The organism is Rhodococcus sp. NPDC058521 (assembly GCF_042719695.1).
In the GTDB taxonomy this organism is placed as follows: Bacteria; Actinomycetota; Actinomycetes; order Mycobacteriales; family Mycobacteriaceae; genus Rhodococcus_F.
On sequence record NZ_JBHXNL010000007.1, the window covers coordinates 18,592 to 33,848 of the forward strand.

Consider the following 15,257-nt stretch of genomic DNA (forward strand, 5'->3'; position numbering starts at 1 on the left):
GTGAGCCGACATGCGTTGCGTTTCACCGGGCGCAAACACGGCTGGGCACGCGCGGCCACCGTGGTTGCCCTCACCGCAATCCTGTGCGCCTCCGGATGGGTCGGCGTCGGACCGCGTGCCGAAGAACCACACTGGCCCATGACACCACTGACCGCACCGGACCTGATCAACCCCCAACGCGGCCAGTTCGCCAACATCGGCACCGAATTGTTTCCCCAGGCGAATCCCGCACAAGCTCGATACCCGGACTGGCCGGGTACCCGGGACGCCGCAATACGGTTCGACTGGCGCACACTGCAACCCCGCGATCCCCGTTCGATTCCCCCTGACGCACCGGACACGGAGCGGTTCGACTTCTCGAAGATCGACGAAGCACTCGACGTGTACGGAAACGCAGGCATCCGAACTGCGCTGCGGATCTCTTCGTACGACTCGTGCTGCGAGAAGGTCTACGAGAACGCCACCAACATCGGTGTCCCGGACTGGCTACGTGAACTGCCAGGAAGCACCCGGTCATACGTTCACGACGGCGTCAAGCAGATCGTTCCGGAGTGGAATCATCCCGACTACCTCGGACACTTCACAGAGCTACTTGCAGCGCTCGGACGCCGATACGACCTCGACGAGCGCCTCGCCGTATTCGAGATGTCCGGGTACGGCGACTTCAGCGAGAATCATGTCGCCGTTCTCCGCGACCACCTCGGCGCCCCCGGGCCCGCACCTGAGGACAGTGAGGCCGCACTCGGGTACTACAGCCAGTACGCGGACCAGACACTCACTCAGCGGGCCGCCGAACAGTTGGTGTCTGCCAATCTCCGGGCGTTTCCCCACACCAGAATCGTCACGGCGGCGGGCAATCCGGCGATCACGAAACTTCTGCTTCGGGACAGCCCGGAACTGGCCGTTGTCGATCACCTCGTGGGCCTGCGGTCGGACTGCCTCGGGGTGTACGGGGTCGTTCCGACGTGGGCCGTCAACCCGTATTCGAAGTACGTCGAACGTGCCGACCCGATCATCGGCGACCTACTGGACCGCTATGCCGTCGCACCGGTGCTGACGGAATGGTGTCGGAAGCCCAGCGACGTGAAAGCCGAGGACTATTACACGTTCGCTCTACGGGAGGTGGTGTCCAACCACGTGTCGCTGGTCGCGAGCACGGGATTCCCGGATCAGCTGCCCGACGAACCCATGCCCCCGGCGCTGTACGAAGGACTCGCACGGACATTCACCCTCTCCGGTTATCGATACGCCGCACACGGTCGCACACTCGGACCCGGCGAACTCGAGGTGACCTGGAAGAACCTCGGGAGTGCTGCGACACATGACCGTTGGAAGGCGAACTTCACGGTCCGCGACGAATCCGGCGCCGCCGTAGGAGTCGTCCCCGCGAAGACGTCGCTGAACAATCTGGTGGCTACCCGGACCGCCGGCAACGACCGGGAGACACCCATCCCCGCCGTCACGACCGAAAGAATCGTGTTTCCCACCACGAACCTGAAACCGGGCAGATACACGGTCGTCGTCACCGTCGAATGGGACGAGCACAAGCCCTCGGCCACCCACACGGTGAACTACCCACCGATGCAATTGGCGATGTCCGGCCGAGGACCCGACGGCAGCTATCGCGTCGGCGAATTCGACATCGGATGATCGTGCCGCACGGACCCGTGTGAGGTGGAGCGGACGTGGGCCCACAGTTCACGCCGCATTCCGAACTCGTCGTCCACATGGCCTGGAGTCATGCCTTCGTGCGCGAAGTTCAGCGATACCAAGGCAGCACGCACAGGATGATCCTCGGCGAGCACCGCGGTCGAAGTCCGGCGAACCCACGGCTCGGACGACGTCAGGCGTTCCATCGCCATCACGACCACCGCACGAACGACGTCGACGTCGCTCCGAGGAAACCTGTCTCCGAAGACGACGTGGGCAGTGTCGGTGCCGCGATCGAGGAGCAGCCTGACCGTGCCCCGCATTCGCCCGTCCAAGTACACGCGGTACGGGTACGAATCACCTCGGACGGCGGACCACCGGTCCCGCAGTCGCCGTGGTGGCCGCAATTCGACCGAGCCACGTGTGGTCGGCACCGGCCCGAGCACCTTCGCCCAACCTCGATGTGGGCGAAATCCGGCGCGCAACGCCCGCCGTACCAGCTCGACGACCACCAAGGTGGTGACCAGAAGAAACGATTCGATACTCATATCGACCCCCTGTGCACGGACCTGACCGGCCGAAACCGACCCCGTACACTCATTTCATGCCCAAAACAATCTCGGTGCTGGTGATCGGCCCCGCGCCGGCCGGTGCGAACAGCCGCGGCGGAATGGCCACGGTCTCGAGATTGATGATCGAGCACCCGGACGAACGGTTCGTAGTGCGCGCGGTACCGACCTACGTCGATGGATCTCGGACCGCCAAGATACGAACAGGAATTGTCGGCACCCTCACCGCGGTGTGGACGATCTTGCGCGGCAGGGTGGACGTCGTTCACGTACACCTCGCGCACGGCGGAAGTGTGCTGCGGAAGTCCCTGCCTCTCATGGCAGCTCGACGACGCAGAGTCTCGACGGTGGTGCACGGCCACAGCTACGACTTCGTCGGTTGGTTCGACTCCCTGGCGGATCCCGTCGCGAGACTCGTTCGCATGGGCCTGCGCGCCGATCGCTGGCTCGTTCTCGGCGACGAACTGGCCGACGAGTACTCGGATCGCCTTCGCATACCGCGGGATCGAGTGGGCGTGCTGTACAACCCGGTACGCCTCCCGAACCGGGTGTCCGAGCAGGTCGACCTCGAGGTCGTGCACATCGTCACTCTCGGACGCCTCGGCGAGCGGAAAGGCTCCTACGATCTCGTGCGCGCCCTTGCCATGCTGGAACCCTCTGTCACGGAACGTATCCGGGTCTCGATGTGCGGAGACGGGGAGATCGGCGAAGTCGAGGCAGCGATCGAGGCCGCGGGGATCTCGAATGTCGTCACCGTGCCCGGATGGTTGTCGGCAGAGGACGCCGACGAACTTCTCTCGGCGGCACAGATATTCGTCCTGCCGAGCTACCAGGAAGGTCTGCCCATGGCACTGTTGGAAGCGATGGGTCACGGTCTCGCCCCGATCACCACTGCGGTGGGCAGCATCGGCGAGGTGATCACACCCGGACGCAACGGCGTGTTGGTCGAGCCCAGCGACATCGACGCGCTCACGCGTGCCGTCACGACACTCGTGACCGATGACGATGCCCGCCGCACTCTGGCCCGCAATGCGCGTGAGCAGGCAGAAAACTTCGATCTGGACTCCTGGTACGCGGAAATCGCCCGTGTGTGGACCGCCCTGTACGGGGACCGGTCAGCTCGTTGATCCGACGACATCACCGATCACCTCCAACCACGCCGCGGCCGCTGATTTCGCCGAGTAGACGGCTTCGTAGTGCGCCCGCGCGCGTTGTCCGCCCTCGGCGGCCACGACCGGGTCGGCGTACACGTCGAAAGCAGCGGCCAGTCCGGACACGTCGTCCCGGTCCACCACGGGGCCGCCGGTCGGTTGAAACTCGGGCAAGGCACCGCAGTTCGATGCGATCGGAACGACCCCCAACTGCATCGACAAGACCTGCACACCACTCTGCGATGCTCTCCGGTAGTGAACGAGCGATGCCTTCGCCCGCGCCAGGATCGGCAGCACGTCGGAGTAGGTGTAGGGACCACGAATCCAACGCACATGGTCTGGAAGTGGGCCGCGAACGTCGCCGGGGCCGATCATGACCAGTTCGTCGCCCTGCCAGTGCGACCCACGCGTGTGCTCGGCCCAGGCATCGAACACCACTTCGAGATTCTTGTACGGGTTGAGCCGGCCAACGAGCACCATGTCGCGCCGCTCCTCCCGGCCAACGACTGCAGGCACTCGCGCGTCGGTGACGTCACTGGTCAACGGGACCACCCGGACGTCGCCGCCGGCACCTCGCACTCGCCGCGCCCGCACCGCGTTGCCTACGTAGTCGCTGAAGGTGACGGTCGCCCGCGCAGAAGAACCCCAGGTATCGAAGACACGCTCTTCCCAACGTGGCCGCAACTCCGACGCATCGTGTGGCAAGTCGTCGTGAACGACCTGAATCCGTGGGGCCAGCGCTCCGAATGCCAACCAGCGTGGATCTCTGACCAGCTCGGTGACGACAACGTCCGGGCCGAACCTGCGCGCCTCGGCCACCGCCCCGGCGAAGGGCTTCCAGGTTCTCGGGACCTTCGGGCGAGCATCCAGGACCAGCTCGTAGTCTCGTGATCCGTCCGCCTCGGGATGTTGGTTCGTGGTCACCAATTTCACGTTCACACCGAGTTCGCGGAGGACTTCGACCTGCACACGGGCAAGGGGTCGCATCCACGGTGACAGCCACAACACGCGTAGATCATTCACGGCCCACCGCCTGGAACGCTTCCTCGTAGGCGTCGGCCATCGCCTCGATCGTGTACTTCTCGCTCATTCGCGAGAAGCCTGCTTCCCCCAGCTCCGGTAGGGCTTCCGGCTGCTGCAGAACGTCGGCCAGCGCCGTCCGCCACGCCGCGACGGTGATCGGTTCCACGAGCCGACCTGCTCTGCCGCCGTCGAGCATGTCCGGGACGGCACAGACCGACGACGCGATGACCGGGATTCGCCGCGCCATTGCCTCGAGAATCACGAGCGGAAAGGCTTCGGCTCGGCTGGGAACGCACAGCAGATCACATTCTGCGAGTGCGTGTTCGGGACCGGGCGACCATCCGCACCACCGCACGCGCTCACGCAGATGCTCCGGGGTGAGAGCCTCGAGCCGTTCGCGGTCTGGTCCGTCACCGTAGATGGACAACTCCCATTGCAGGTCCTGCAGTCCGTCGAGTGCTTCGACCAGTAGGTGCGGATTCTTGTGTTCGACGATGCGGGACAACATCACCAGCCGCAATGGTCCACCGGAACGCTCGCGAGTGGGAGAAGCCGCGGGCAAGGAACTGGCAGAGGCGACCCCGTTCGGCGCAGTGAACCAGCGCTTTCCGAGGTTCTGGTGAGCGGTGGCCTCCCGCCAATGCATGTCCGACAGTGCGACGAAGCCGTCGGCTCTTCGCATGGCGGCGGCAAGCGGACGAGAGTACGTGGGGCCGTCGAGCTTCGGGGGAATGTGCGCCGCCACCAGCCACTTGCGATGTCTGCCGGCTGCGCGCCACAGCGAGGCGAAGCCCGTCTCGGTGTTCGTGTCGCCACTCACCACGATCGAGGGACCGGGCGGAAGGTCGATCGCCGGCGCCCACCATGGCTGGCGTACCACGTCCACGGAGTGCGGTATCTCCGACACGAGCGGGCCGAAGCGCTGCATCGCCGCTATCGTCACGGGGTATCCGCGCCTGACGAGTTCTGTTGCCAGAACGACATGTTGCCGTTCGGCACCGCCGTACACCAGCCGATTCACCGTGAAGACGATCGAAGGTTTCTCCGAGCGCGGCAGGCGCGAACGCGCTCGCCGACGGGAACGTTGTACGCGGTCCAGAAGGGAAGATCCTGCGAGATAGAGGTCACCGCGGCGGCTACCGTACTGCCGGTCCAGGCACAGCGCGACGTTCGTCCGCAGCAACCGACCCGACCTCGTCGTACCGAGGGAATCGTTCGCCACGGTGCCCTGTGCGGAGTGCACTACACCCGGCTCGTGGACCAAGCGCAACACCCAGCCTGCCGCACGAGCCCGCCGCTGCCAGTCCGCTTCTTCGCCGTACAGGAAGAACTCTTCGTCGAACTCCCCGATCCGGTCCCATGCTTCTCGACCGATCGCCAGGCACGCACCCGTGAGATAGCCGTCCACCCGTTCGGGCGCCGATTCGTACAGGTCCGAGACAAGGGTGCCGCGAAGCTTGTCCGCGTATCCGGCCTTGGACACCCATGCACGAAGAAGTGTGTTCTTGCGGTGCGCCACGTCCCACTCCGGTACGTCCACTCCCCCGTCTTCTCCGGAAGACAGGACCAGCGGGGCGACGGCAGCGACAGAGGGGGCGGCGATGGCAGCACGTGTAGCGACGAGCGGACCCAACAATTCGGCGTCGGGGTTCAGCAGCAGAAGATCCGACCCCGGCACCTCGCGTGCGAGTGCATTCACGCCCGCAGCGAAGCCACGATTCGTACCGTCGCCGAACCACCGGGTGTTCGGATTGTCGACGCGAACTCGGTCCATACCCGGGAATTCGAACCCGGAGTTGTCCCACACCAGAACTTCGAGATCGGGTAGGTGCTCACGAACCGATTTCAAGCAATTCGCAACGAGGTCCGGGCGCCGATACGCGACGATCAGCACGGCAAGTTCGCGCCCCGCCACAGACCGGTCCGCGGCGGTATCCAACGCATCCGTGTTCGTCATCGTTTCGCCTCCTCGAGAGCGCTGTCCGCGGGTTCGGTTGCGGTGTCGTCCGTACCCGTCATCAGGTCCTTGATCACGGAGATCTTCGCCGGACCGACGGCCAGGTTCACGGCGAAGTACACGCACATGGCGAGTGGGCCACTGATGAGAATCGACCAATCACTCGTCAGCGCAGCGACACCTCCGGCGCAGGCGACCGGAACCATCACCGTGGCGAACCGCAGATAGGGCGTCCGGTACGGAGTCTTTCGTTGAAGCCTCCAGGTCGTGATCACGAGTCCGGTCACCTCGGCAACGACCATTGCCGCGCCTGCACCCAGGGCTCCGTACTGCGGGATGAGTACGAGGTTGAGTGCGATGTTGACCACGAGGTTCGCGATGTTGAGCCGCAACAGGAACACCTGATCGTGAGCCGCGAACAATGCCTGGCCGAGAACTCCGTTCAGGAACGTTGCGCCGACGGCCACGAACAACAGCGCCAGTGTCGGGCCACCCACCTCCACGAACTCGTCCGAACCGACGAGCCGCACAACCGGGCCCGCCAGAATCACGCCCACGACGGCGATGGGCGCGGCCACCAGGAACATAGTGCGCATGCTGTTCTGGACGAATACCGCGAACGCGGCTTTGTCCGTGCTGAATCGTGCTGTCATCGTGGACAGAGTCGACGAGAGAAAGAACTGCGACACGACGGACACCGTGAATGCGATCGTGAACGCCAGTCCGTATACACCGACCTCCTCCGGGGTGCTGAGCAGACTCAGCAGCACTCCATCGGTTCGCCAGTACAGAACTCCGATGATCAGTACACCTGTCTGCGGCAGGCTTTCTCGCAACAGGTGCCAGCTTTCCCGGTACGCGAACACGGGCCAGAATCGCACCGTCCGCCAGGCCGTGATGCCCTGGACCACCAGCTGGACCACGAACGGGACGACCTGAACCACGGCGAACCAGATCAGCGGCGCAGATGCTGCAATGAGCGCACCGGTCGCGGCGAAGGCGACCAGTCGGCCCAGAAAATCCGACACCGCGGCGGCCCGAAAGTCGACTCGGGCAATGAAGATCGGCTCGAAGCAGGACAGAACCGTTGTCACTGCGAGCAAGGCGACCATTATCAGCAGCATCGCCCGCACCTCGGGCTCGTCCCGATAGATCGCTAGTCCCGAGACAGCGGCCATCACGGAGAGGGGAACGCAGTAGACGAGCGACATCCCCACATTGACGCGAATGAGTCGCTGCAGGTCACCGGTACCCGAAGTCACGCGACGAACGATCACCGACCCGATCCCGAGTTCCGTGAAACTCGTCCACAGACCCACGAAGACGATGGCGGTGGTGAGGTGACCGTAGGATGTGGGCCCGAGATGCCGAGTGGTCAGGGCAACCGTGAAGACGGAAGCGATCATGCCGAGCACACGAAAGACCAACTGTGTCGAGAAGGCATGCACGATTCGTCGAGTGGACACGTTGTGCCCCAGCGTTTCTCCCCCGTCGCTGGCTGGTTGTTCCATTGCGGATGTACTCTCGTTCGCGTCGCCGGGTGTCAGGGGCATCGGCTCGTCTCTCGTGATCTCATGGACCGAAGGAGTCCGTTCCCATGCGCGTTCACATTCCACTCGCCGGTGGCCTCGATGCCTCCCAGTGGCAGGCACGGTTCGGCCGCGGCGAAGTACCGGATTCGACGCCCTACGGACTTCACCACCTCGAGGACGCCGGTATCTGTCCTCGATTCGGCGCCGCAGGGCGGGGTCGGGGTATACGTCGTCTGGAGAGTGCCGTTAGTTACCGGGTCGACGGACTCGAAGTGCTCGAAACTCTCGGAGACCTCCTTTCGAGAACGACCCGTTCGACCGACGCGGTTCTGTGCTACGACGAGCGCACCGGAATACCGTCGTCCCTTCTCGCCGCGACGTCCCGTCGATTTGCGCCGGTGGTCACCGGTATCGGGTGGATCACCGACAAGGGCGGCACATATCCGCGGTTCGCTCGCCTCGTGGAGAGTGCGCTCGCGCGCACCCCCGGGGTGTGGACTCAGTGCCGGCCGGTGCTGACCGCCCTGCGGGACCAGTGGGGTGTGCCGAACTCCCGACTGCATTTCGTGCCGCTCGGAATCGACACGGACTTCTACGGTCTTCAGCCCGTCGCCGCCGAGCCCGGGCTGGTCGTCAGTGCGGGCGAAGATCGGTTCCGAGACCACGATCTGCTCACCACGGCGATGAGCCTCGTCCAGAGCAAACGTCCCGAGGCGCGCTTGGAGCTCGCCACCTCGCTTCCGGTGGACGTTCTCGCCTCCCTCGGAGTCGTTCACACCGAACGTATGGACGGCCGGATGCGCGATCTCTACCGACGCTCGAGCCTGGTGGCTGTCGCTCTGCGCCCCACAATCTCCGGATCGGGTCTCACCGTTGTGCTCGAAGCGATGGCAAGTGGACGGCCGGTCGTCGTGACGGACAATCCCGGAATGGCCGATTACGTCGAGCACGGTGTCACCGGCCTTCTGGTGCCGGCCGGCGACACCGAGGCGTTCGCCGACGCGATCGAGGAGCTGCTCGTCGACCCGGGCCGGGCGGCGGAAATGGGCAGTGCGGCTGCGGTTCGCGCACGGACCCATTTCACCTCTGCCGTCATGGCTTCCCATTTGGCACGGATCCTGCTCGAGTTGTGAAAGCTGCTGTATTCGTGCGCATCTCGATGAGCGGTGACGAGGTCGCCAACTCGATGTGAGCTCGCTGAAGCCGGACGAACGCGCGGGGTGCTTGCACCAGATACCGACGTGAGAGACGCCTCGGGTCACGCGTCAGGCGATGCAACCATTCCAGGCCGTGCTCTCGGTACCACTCCGGCGCTCGTGTTGATCGTCCGGAAAGGAAGTCCGCAGACGCGCCGAAGGCCAGGAGAACTCCGGCATCGGTTGCCTCACCGTACCTTTCGATCCAGTTCTCCTGACGAGGCTTGCCCAAGCCCACTACGAGCACGTCCACGCCTGCGGCGGCGATCTCCTCCGCCCGCGCAGCGCAGAGTCGACGGTCGGTCAGCTCGGCGCGCTCGGGCGCCCAGAAACCGCCGATACGCAGGTCGGGCCATCGTTTCAGCAGTGTGCTCCGCAGGTCCACGTGCATGTCCCGAGTACCACCGAGAAACCCCACGGCCCGAGCATCTGTCTCGGCGAGACCGATGATCTCGGGCAGCAGGTCCGCACCGGTCAGCCGCTCCCACGCGGCACCGGTGAGGGTGCGCGCCTTGCGCACCACAGGTTGGCCGTCCGCCAGAAATGCCCAATCCACACTGCTCGTACCCGCACGGACGTTGTCGGCGCGAAAGTGATGCAGATGATCGAGGTTGACCGAGCCCACAGCCAACGGGCGACCGCCCGGCGCGGCTCGGGTACGGACCAAGTCCAGGACCTGACGGCGCGAGCACAGTTCGACAGTCGTGCCGGCCGCAACCATGCGCAGCAGCCCACGTTCCACGGCTTGCTCCACTCCCGGGCTCACGCCAGTTCCTCCCGAATGCGCGAAACCGCGGCCGGAGAATTGAGCAGAACCCAGAGGTCGTGGTCCGCCGGGACGCCTGCGTATCGGCGTTGGGAGCGCATCGTCGCCTCCTTCTCGAATCCGATCGCCGCCAATTGACGAACAGGTCCCGGATTGTTCGCCGATACCGGAGCGACCATCCAGGACAACGGGTTCGGACCGGTGAACGACCGGAGAATCAGCGCGCGCGTCGCCCAGGCCGCGATGTCCACACCACGCCGTGAGGGAAACGCCCACCCACTCAGCTCACCGGCATTCGACAGTCGGTCGACGCCCGCAACACCCATCTCCCCGATCACGGCACTTCCTGCGCCCGAGTCTTCCGTGATGACGTACATCGGAGACCGACGCACCGCGCCGATCAGCACGCGTTCGGCCCACACCGCACGGGTGTTCATGTCGCCCCAGCTCCGGCCGACCTCACCGAAGGTGGGTTCGAGCAGGCGCGACCTGGCGAGCCGCACTGCACGCCAGGTCCCGAAGTCTTGCCGCCTGGGCACCCGCAATTCGTACGAGCACCCGGTCTCGTAGCGCCGGGCGACCACACCCCGGACGACCGGTTTTGCCATGCCGACTTGTGGTCGGTTTTGTACGACTAATGCGGACATGAGGTCAGAATAGCGTCATATACACGACTGCAATACTCTTGATCCCGGTTGTTGCCGTCACAATGACCTATGCGACGCCTTGTAATGATCCCGCCGTTCGAAACGAAGGTAATAGCGTGAATGTCGACGATCTGGTCCGCGCCGTCCTGAGGCGTCGGGCTGCGTGCGTCGTCGTGGTGGTACTTGCGGTGTTCGCCGGTATCTACGGTGCCGCCACCTCGACCACCTCCTACCAATCGACCGCGGTGGCAGTTGTATATCCGCCCGGAGCGGGTAACACCGATGCAGGGCTGAACCCGCTGGCCAACCTCAACAACAACATCGGTCAGACCGCCGTCCTGCTCAGTTCCGTGATGAGAAGTCCCGATGCCGTGGCGGCCGTCGAAGGTGCCGGTGCCTCGGACCAGATCACCGTGAACTCGATTGCCGGTGACGCTTCCTCGTTCGCCCAGCTGTCGCCTCAGATCGTCGTCACGACGATCGGCGACTCGCCCGAATCCGCACGAGCAGGTGCGCAGGCATTGGTGGACTATGGAAGTAGGCAGTTGAAGGCGCTACAGACAAAGATCGGCGTACTCCCCCGCACCGAAGTAATGATGACGACGGCTGTCGAGCCCACACTCGGCACCGAATCCAGCGACACCTCGCTGCGTGCTGCCGGGGCATACGCGATCGCGGTCGGAGTCCTCGGGCTGCTCGTGGTTCTCGCGGTGGGTACCTATCTGGACAGACGGCCCGCCCCAAAGCGCACGACCGGCGAGCCGGTCACCGGTACGGCGGACGAGGCCTCGCCGAGCACGATCGACGCCTGAATGGCCGTGCAGTACCTCACCGAGCGAGTGCACCGCGCCGGTGTCGGCACCACCGTGTTGATGGTCGTCGCGATAGCCCTTCTGGCCCTCCGGCAATCGTTCACGGTCCCCATGGGCCTCGGTATGACGCCCGCCCTTCTCCTTGCGCTGATGGCAGGCTCGCTGTGGGTTCTCACCCGTGCAGTCGGTCAACGTTCTACGGCACACGTCGTCGCACTGTCCTGCCCGATCCTCCTGTTCGTCCTCGCCGACCTCGTGTCCTACGGTGCCCTGATGTCGCGAGGCACCACCCCGGACGTCATCGCGGCGACTCGAAGCAGCCTCCTGCTCGATGTCGTGCTTCTCACCACGTACTTCTTCGTCGTGACAGTGATCCGATCGACGAACTCGGTCGTCCGGGTCGCCCAGGCCGTTGTCCTCGGGGCCTCGATCAGCGCAGTGTTCGCGATCATCGAGTACGGAACAGGCATCGACTTCGCAGCGATGGCAAAGCCACCACTGCTCCGCGATCACGGTACCGTTCTGTCGGCAACCCTCATGCGCGAAGGTTTCGCACGCCCACAGGGCGCCGCCGGTCACCCACTCGAACTCAGCGCCGTACTCACAGTTGTCAGCCCGATCGCGCTGGGCCTGGTGTACGGAATGCGGATGTCAGGTCATCACTGGTGGCCATGGGCAACCCTCGCAACGATTCTCGTGGCGGGCGCGGGTCTCACCCTGTCACGGTCTGCGGTCGTGGGAATCGTCGCGGCCGTACTCGTCATGTGTTGGGCATGGCCCGTACGCCGACTTGTCGTCCTTGTCTGTCTCGGAGCGTCCGTCGCGGTACTCGCGTACGTGAGCAATTCGCGCTTTCTTCAGGCTTTCGTGGACGTGTTCGCGAAGAGCGAGTCGGACTCGTCACTGCAATCACGCAGTATCGGGCGTGAATTCGTCTACCAGAATTTCGCGCGACACCTCTGGTTCGGCGAGGGGCCCAGCACGTATTCGGCACTCGACCATCCGGTGTTGGACAACCAGTATCTGGCCCGGCTCATGGAAACAGGCGTGGTCGGTCTCGCCACCTACGTGGCCCTGCTGATCTCGGCGTTCGTATGTGCGCTCGTCGCGTCCGGGCGCTTTTCGCGAGCGCGCTTCGACGCACCGACGCGCGCGATGCGCCGAGATGCCGTTGCGATGCTCGAACTCACTCGTGGTGTCGCCGGCGCCATGGCGGCACTCATCGTCATCAGCTCGATCCTCGATGTCGCCGGGTTCGTCCAGATCTGGTTTCTCACATGGATACTCGTGGCGCTCACCGGTTCGACACTTCACGTGAGTCGAAAATTCGTACCTGTTGTCGAGGCGTCAGAGGAGTGCCCGGACAAGGGGCAGTCCGACGATGCCCGCGGAGAGAACCACTTGCACGAGCGCGACGACCACGAATGGCCACCGATATCCGACAATGCCCGCGCGCAGAGCTGAACAGGCACACATCACGTACATGACGAGGATCGGCAGCTCGAAGTACTTCTGGTAGAGCCTGGCACCGAACGTCAGCACCAACACCAGACCCAGGAATGCGGAGACCACGACGAGCGCCGTGCGGCGGTCCAGTCTCCTGACGAGCACAGAGCACGCCATCCCGCCGAGGAAAGCCGCGACCACCAGGCCCGACGAACGGTCCGTGATCGAGGGAGTTCGTCCGACGATCGACCACAGCCAGCCACCGGTGCGGGTGTCGTCCAGGGTGACGGAACTCGCGAAGATCACGGCTGGAAGTGCGGCGACAACGCCCACGGGCGCTGCCCACCACAGTTCTCGAGCGCTCAGGTTCGGTCGGATCGACAGCAGCAGCGCAAGCGCGAACACGCCGGCCAACACGACACCATAGGAGACGGCGGCGCCGGAGACGGCCAAGCCGTTGATCTCGGCGAATCGAGGTGGTGTGGCACCTTTCCACACCCAGAACACCACCGCGAGGACAGCGGTACCGGGAACTGTCGCCGCAGCCAGATCTCGTGCCCTGGTGCAGGATGGATTGCCGGACACCGCAACGACCGCTGCGGGCAACAGCAGCCAGGCACAACTCTGCCGAGTGAGGATCGCGAGCGCACACAACACACCCACGATCCAGAAGCGCGGCTGGGAACGAACCAACGAGAACATCACGCCGACGGTCAACAACGTTGCGGCACAATCCGTACCGATCCACAGCGCGGATTCCCAGAAGTACGTGCTGAACATTACGGAGACGACGAGGACCAACTGCATCGACAGTGACTCGACGGCGCGTACCGAGTAGGCGACCACGACCGCCAGTGCCGCCGCGAACAGTGAGCCGATCACTTGGACCACGACCGTACTGCCACCCAACGGCAACGAGGTCGACGCCACGAACAGGTGATACAGCGGAGTGGTCGCAGTCTGCACGTCGACGATGTCCGGCCATGGGAGCTCGCTTCGGAACTTCTCGATGGTCGGCAGATGAAACAACGTCTGGTCGACACCGCCCGCGGTCACCACCACGCCCGATACCGAGACGAACACCGTTGCAAGCATTGTCAGAAGGCCGAGCAGCCACGGCATCAGCCCCGCGACCGTGCTCGTCGCGGGACGGTGATCCCGTACGGTCACGGTTCTCTTCTGGGGTGTGCGTGGCGCCGTAGCGCGGGCGCAACACTGCGGCCGGAAAGGAAGGGTTCGGCACTGCCTCGATCGATCGCCGCCCGGTACACCACCATCGCACGACGACTCGCCTCGATGGTGTGTGCGATGTCGTCGTCCGTATGCGCGGCAGAGACGACGAACGATTGTCCGAGCACGCCGCGTCCGATCATCTCCTGCAGAAACAGAGTCCGAAACGACTGTGAGGCAGCGCAGTCGGCGTCCCGTGTCACGAAGACCTCACACGAGGGCCGGCCGATCACCTCGAGATGTCCGGCCAGCCCGAACTCGTCCGCCGCGGAATTGAAGCCGGCTGCAAGCAGAGAGCCGACACGTTCCATCCGGGCCACCGGGCCGCCGTTCCGATACGCATCCATCACCGCTCCCGCCGCGGCGAGCGAAGTCGTCTCCGGCCCGTGAGTAGTCGACAGAAGGAAAGTCCGTTCGCGATCGGTCCGGAGACCGCCGTACTCCATGTACTCCCGTCGGCCTGCCAGCGCAGAGATCGGAAATCCGTTGCCCAAGGCCTTGCCCCAGGACGAGAGGTCCGGCGTCACGCCGTACACCGACTGGGCTCCGGCCGCAGCCCAGCGGAACCCCGTGATGATCTCGTCGAACAGGAGTAGCGCGCCATTGTCGTCACACAGTGCACGAACACCTTCCAGGAAGCCTGGATTCGGCTCTGCAGTTCCCGTTGCGGCCTCGAGGACGACGCATGCGACGCCTCCGGGGTTGCGGTCGAAGACCTCTTCGAGTGAGGCGAGATCGTTGTAGTCGAAGCGCTCGGTGAGGCTCGCCACGTCCTTCGGAATGCCGGAGTTCATGGGAGTGCTGCCGATGAACCAGTCGTCCACGGAGAAGAACGGCTGGCGGCACACTGCCACCATTTCCCGACCGGTCACCGCCCTCGCGAGCCGCACACCCGCCGTCGTCGCGTCCGAGCCGTTCTTCGCGAACTTCACCATGTCCGCCGTCGGCACGATCTCGAGGAACTTTTCGGCGACCTCCGCTTCGAGAAGGGTGGGCCTGCTGAAGTTGTGTCCGGCGCGAGCGGCTTCGGCGGCCGCTTCCACGACGGGACCATAGGCATGACCGAGCGTGACCGAACGCAATCCCATGCCGTATTCGACGTAGCAGTTTCCATCGACATCCCAAACCCGTGCGCCTCTGCCCTCTTTCAGGACCGGTGCCATGAACTCCGGGTACTGATCGGATCCACGCGCATACGTGTGCGCGCCGCCCGGGATCAGGTGGTGCAGCCGGTTCTGAACGCGATTGGATTCGGCGAAGCCGCGATGCCCGGACAAC

General features: G+C 64.5%; 13 protein-coding genes. 5 read left to right on the forward strand and 8 right to left on the reverse strand.

The genetic code is table 11. The features are described 5' to 3' along the window. The gene (locus ACFWO3_RS12950) at window positions 1-1,650 is read left to right on the forward strand and encodes a hypothetical protein (protein ID WP_378577934.1); all 1,650 of its coding nucleotides are present in this window, start codon (window positions 1-3) and stop codon (window positions 1,648-1,650) included. Here the strand turns inward: ACFWO3_RS12950 and ACFWO3_RS12955 are convergent. Then, entirely contained in the window at window positions 1,620-2,198 is a 579-nt protein-coding gene (locus ACFWO3_RS12955) for a hypothetical protein (protein WP_378577936.1), read from the reverse strand. The genes ACFWO3_RS12950 and ACFWO3_RS12955 overlap by 31 nt on opposite strands. A gap of 56 nt (window positions 2,199-2,254) precedes the next feature. Here ACFWO3_RS12955 and ACFWO3_RS12960 point away from each other — a divergent pair, with 56 nt between their 5' ends. Further along, a complete protein-coding gene (locus ACFWO3_RS12960) occupies window positions 2,255-3,346 on the forward strand; it encodes a glycosyltransferase family 4 protein (RefSeq protein WP_378577939.1) in 1,092 nt (363 codons plus the stop codon). Here ACFWO3_RS12960 and ACFWO3_RS12965 read toward each other — a convergent pair. Genes ACFWO3_RS12965 through ACFWO3_RS12975 form a run of 3 tightly spaced genes read right to left on the reverse strand, consistent with a single transcriptional unit; the run spans window position 3,335 to window position 7,861 of the window. After that, window positions 3,335-4,378 carry a glycosyltransferase family 4 protein gene (locus tag ACFWO3_RS12965; RefSeq protein WP_378578333.1) on the reverse strand — a complete coding sequence of 348 codons (1,044 nt, stop codon included), beginning with the start codon at window positions 4,376-4,378 and terminating at the stop codon, window positions 3,335-3,337. The genes ACFWO3_RS12960 and ACFWO3_RS12965 overlap by 12 nt on opposite strands. A gap of 7 nt (window positions 4,379-4,385) precedes the next feature. Next, on the reverse strand, window positions 4,386-6,350 hold the full coding sequence (locus ACFWO3_RS12970; RefSeq protein ID WP_378577941.1) for a glycosyltransferase: 1,965 nt from the start codon (window positions 6,348-6,350) through the stop codon (window positions 4,386-4,388). Continuing rightward, entirely contained in the window at window positions 6,347-7,861 is a 1,515-nt protein-coding gene (locus ACFWO3_RS12975) for a flippase (RefSeq protein WP_378577943.1), read from the reverse strand. Before ACFWO3_RS12975 ends, ACFWO3_RS12970 begins: the two co-directional genes overlap by 4 nt. 86 nt (window positions 7,862-7,947) lie before the next feature. On the opposite strand from ACFWO3_RS12975, the gene ACFWO3_RS12980 reads away from it, so the two are divergent. Then, window positions 7,948-9,015: a glycosyltransferase family 4 protein gene (locus tag ACFWO3_RS12980; RefSeq protein WP_378577946.1), complete on the forward strand. Its 1,068-nt coding sequence runs from the start codon at window positions 7,948-7,950 to the stop codon at window positions 9,013-9,015. Here ACFWO3_RS12980 and ACFWO3_RS12985 read toward each other — a convergent pair. Both ACFWO3_RS12985 and ACFWO3_RS12990 read right to left on the reverse strand, forming a co-directional pair. Beyond that, on the reverse strand, window positions 8,975-9,844 hold the full coding sequence (locus ACFWO3_RS12985) for a WecB/TagA/CpsF family glycosyltransferase (protein ID WP_378577948.1): 870 nt from the start codon (window positions 9,842-9,844) through the stop codon (window positions 8,975-8,977). The two genes, ACFWO3_RS12980 and ACFWO3_RS12985, sit on opposite strands and share 41 nt — an antisense overlap. Then, complete coding sequence (locus ACFWO3_RS12990; protein ID WP_378577950.1) at window positions 9,841-10,491, reverse strand: GNAT family N-acetyltransferase; 651 nt, start codon at window positions 10,489-10,491, stop codon at window positions 9,841-9,843. The genes ACFWO3_RS12985 and ACFWO3_RS12990 overlap by 4 nt, the downstream gene beginning before the upstream one ends. A gap of 116 nt (window positions 10,492-10,607) precedes the next feature. Here ACFWO3_RS12990 and ACFWO3_RS12995 point away from each other — a divergent pair, with 116 nt between their 5' ends. Further along, a complete protein-coding gene (locus ACFWO3_RS12995) occupies window positions 10,608-11,303 on the forward strand; it encodes a hypothetical protein (RefSeq protein ID WP_378577952.1) in 696 nt (231 codons plus the stop codon). Beyond that, window positions 11,304-12,767 (forward strand): O-antigen ligase family protein, encoded by a 1,464-nt coding sequence (locus tag ACFWO3_RS13000; RefSeq protein ID WP_378577954.1) that lies wholly within the window; start codon window positions 11,304-11,306, stop codon window positions 12,765-12,767. Here the strand turns inward: ACFWO3_RS13000 and ACFWO3_RS13005 are convergent. Both ACFWO3_RS13005 and ACFWO3_RS13010 read right to left on the reverse strand, forming a co-directional pair. After that, a complete protein-coding gene (locus ACFWO3_RS13005; RefSeq protein ID WP_378577956.1) occupies window positions 12,651-13,919 on the reverse strand; it encodes a hypothetical protein in 1,269 nt (422 codons plus the stop codon). The genes ACFWO3_RS13000 and ACFWO3_RS13005 overlap by 117 nt on opposite strands. Further along, a complete protein-coding gene (locus ACFWO3_RS13010; RefSeq protein WP_378578335.1) occupies window positions 13,916-15,256 on the reverse strand; it encodes a glutamate-1-semialdehyde 2,1-aminomutase in 1,341 nt (446 codons plus the stop codon). Before ACFWO3_RS13010 ends, ACFWO3_RS13005 begins: the two co-directional genes overlap by 4 nt. Between the last annotated feature and the right edge of the window lies 1 nt (window position 15,257).

Excerpts from the sequence above, each read along its gene's own strand:
- ACFWO3_RS13000 (WP_378577954.1), top strand. The coding sequence starts at position 11,304 with ATGGCCGTGCAGTACCTCACCGAGCGAGTGCACCGCGCCGGTGTCGGC.
- ACFWO3_RS12990 (WP_378577950.1), bottom strand. The coding sequence starts at position 10,491 with ATGTCCGCATTAGTCGTACAAAACCGACCACAAGTCGGCATGGCAAAA.
- ACFWO3_RS12975 (WP_378577943.1), bottom strand. The coding sequence starts at position 7,861 with ATGGAACAACCAGCCAGCGACGGGGGAGAAACGCTGGGGCACAACGTG.
- ACFWO3_RS12955 (WP_378577936.1), bottom strand. The coding sequence starts at position 2,198 with ATGAGTATCGAATCGTTTCTTCTGGTCACCACCTTGGTGGTCGTCGAG.
- ACFWO3_RS12980 (WP_378577946.1), top strand. The coding sequence starts at position 7,948 with ATGCGCGTTCACATTCCACTCGCCGGTGGCCTCGATGCCTCCCAGTGG.
- ACFWO3_RS12970 (WP_378577941.1), bottom strand. The coding sequence starts at position 6,350 with ATGACGAACACGGATGCGTTGGATACCGCCGCGGACCGGTCTGTGGCG.
- ACFWO3_RS12960 (WP_378577939.1), top strand. The coding sequence starts at position 2,255 with ATGCCCAAAACAATCTCGGTGCTGGTGATCGGCCCCGCGCCGGCCGGT.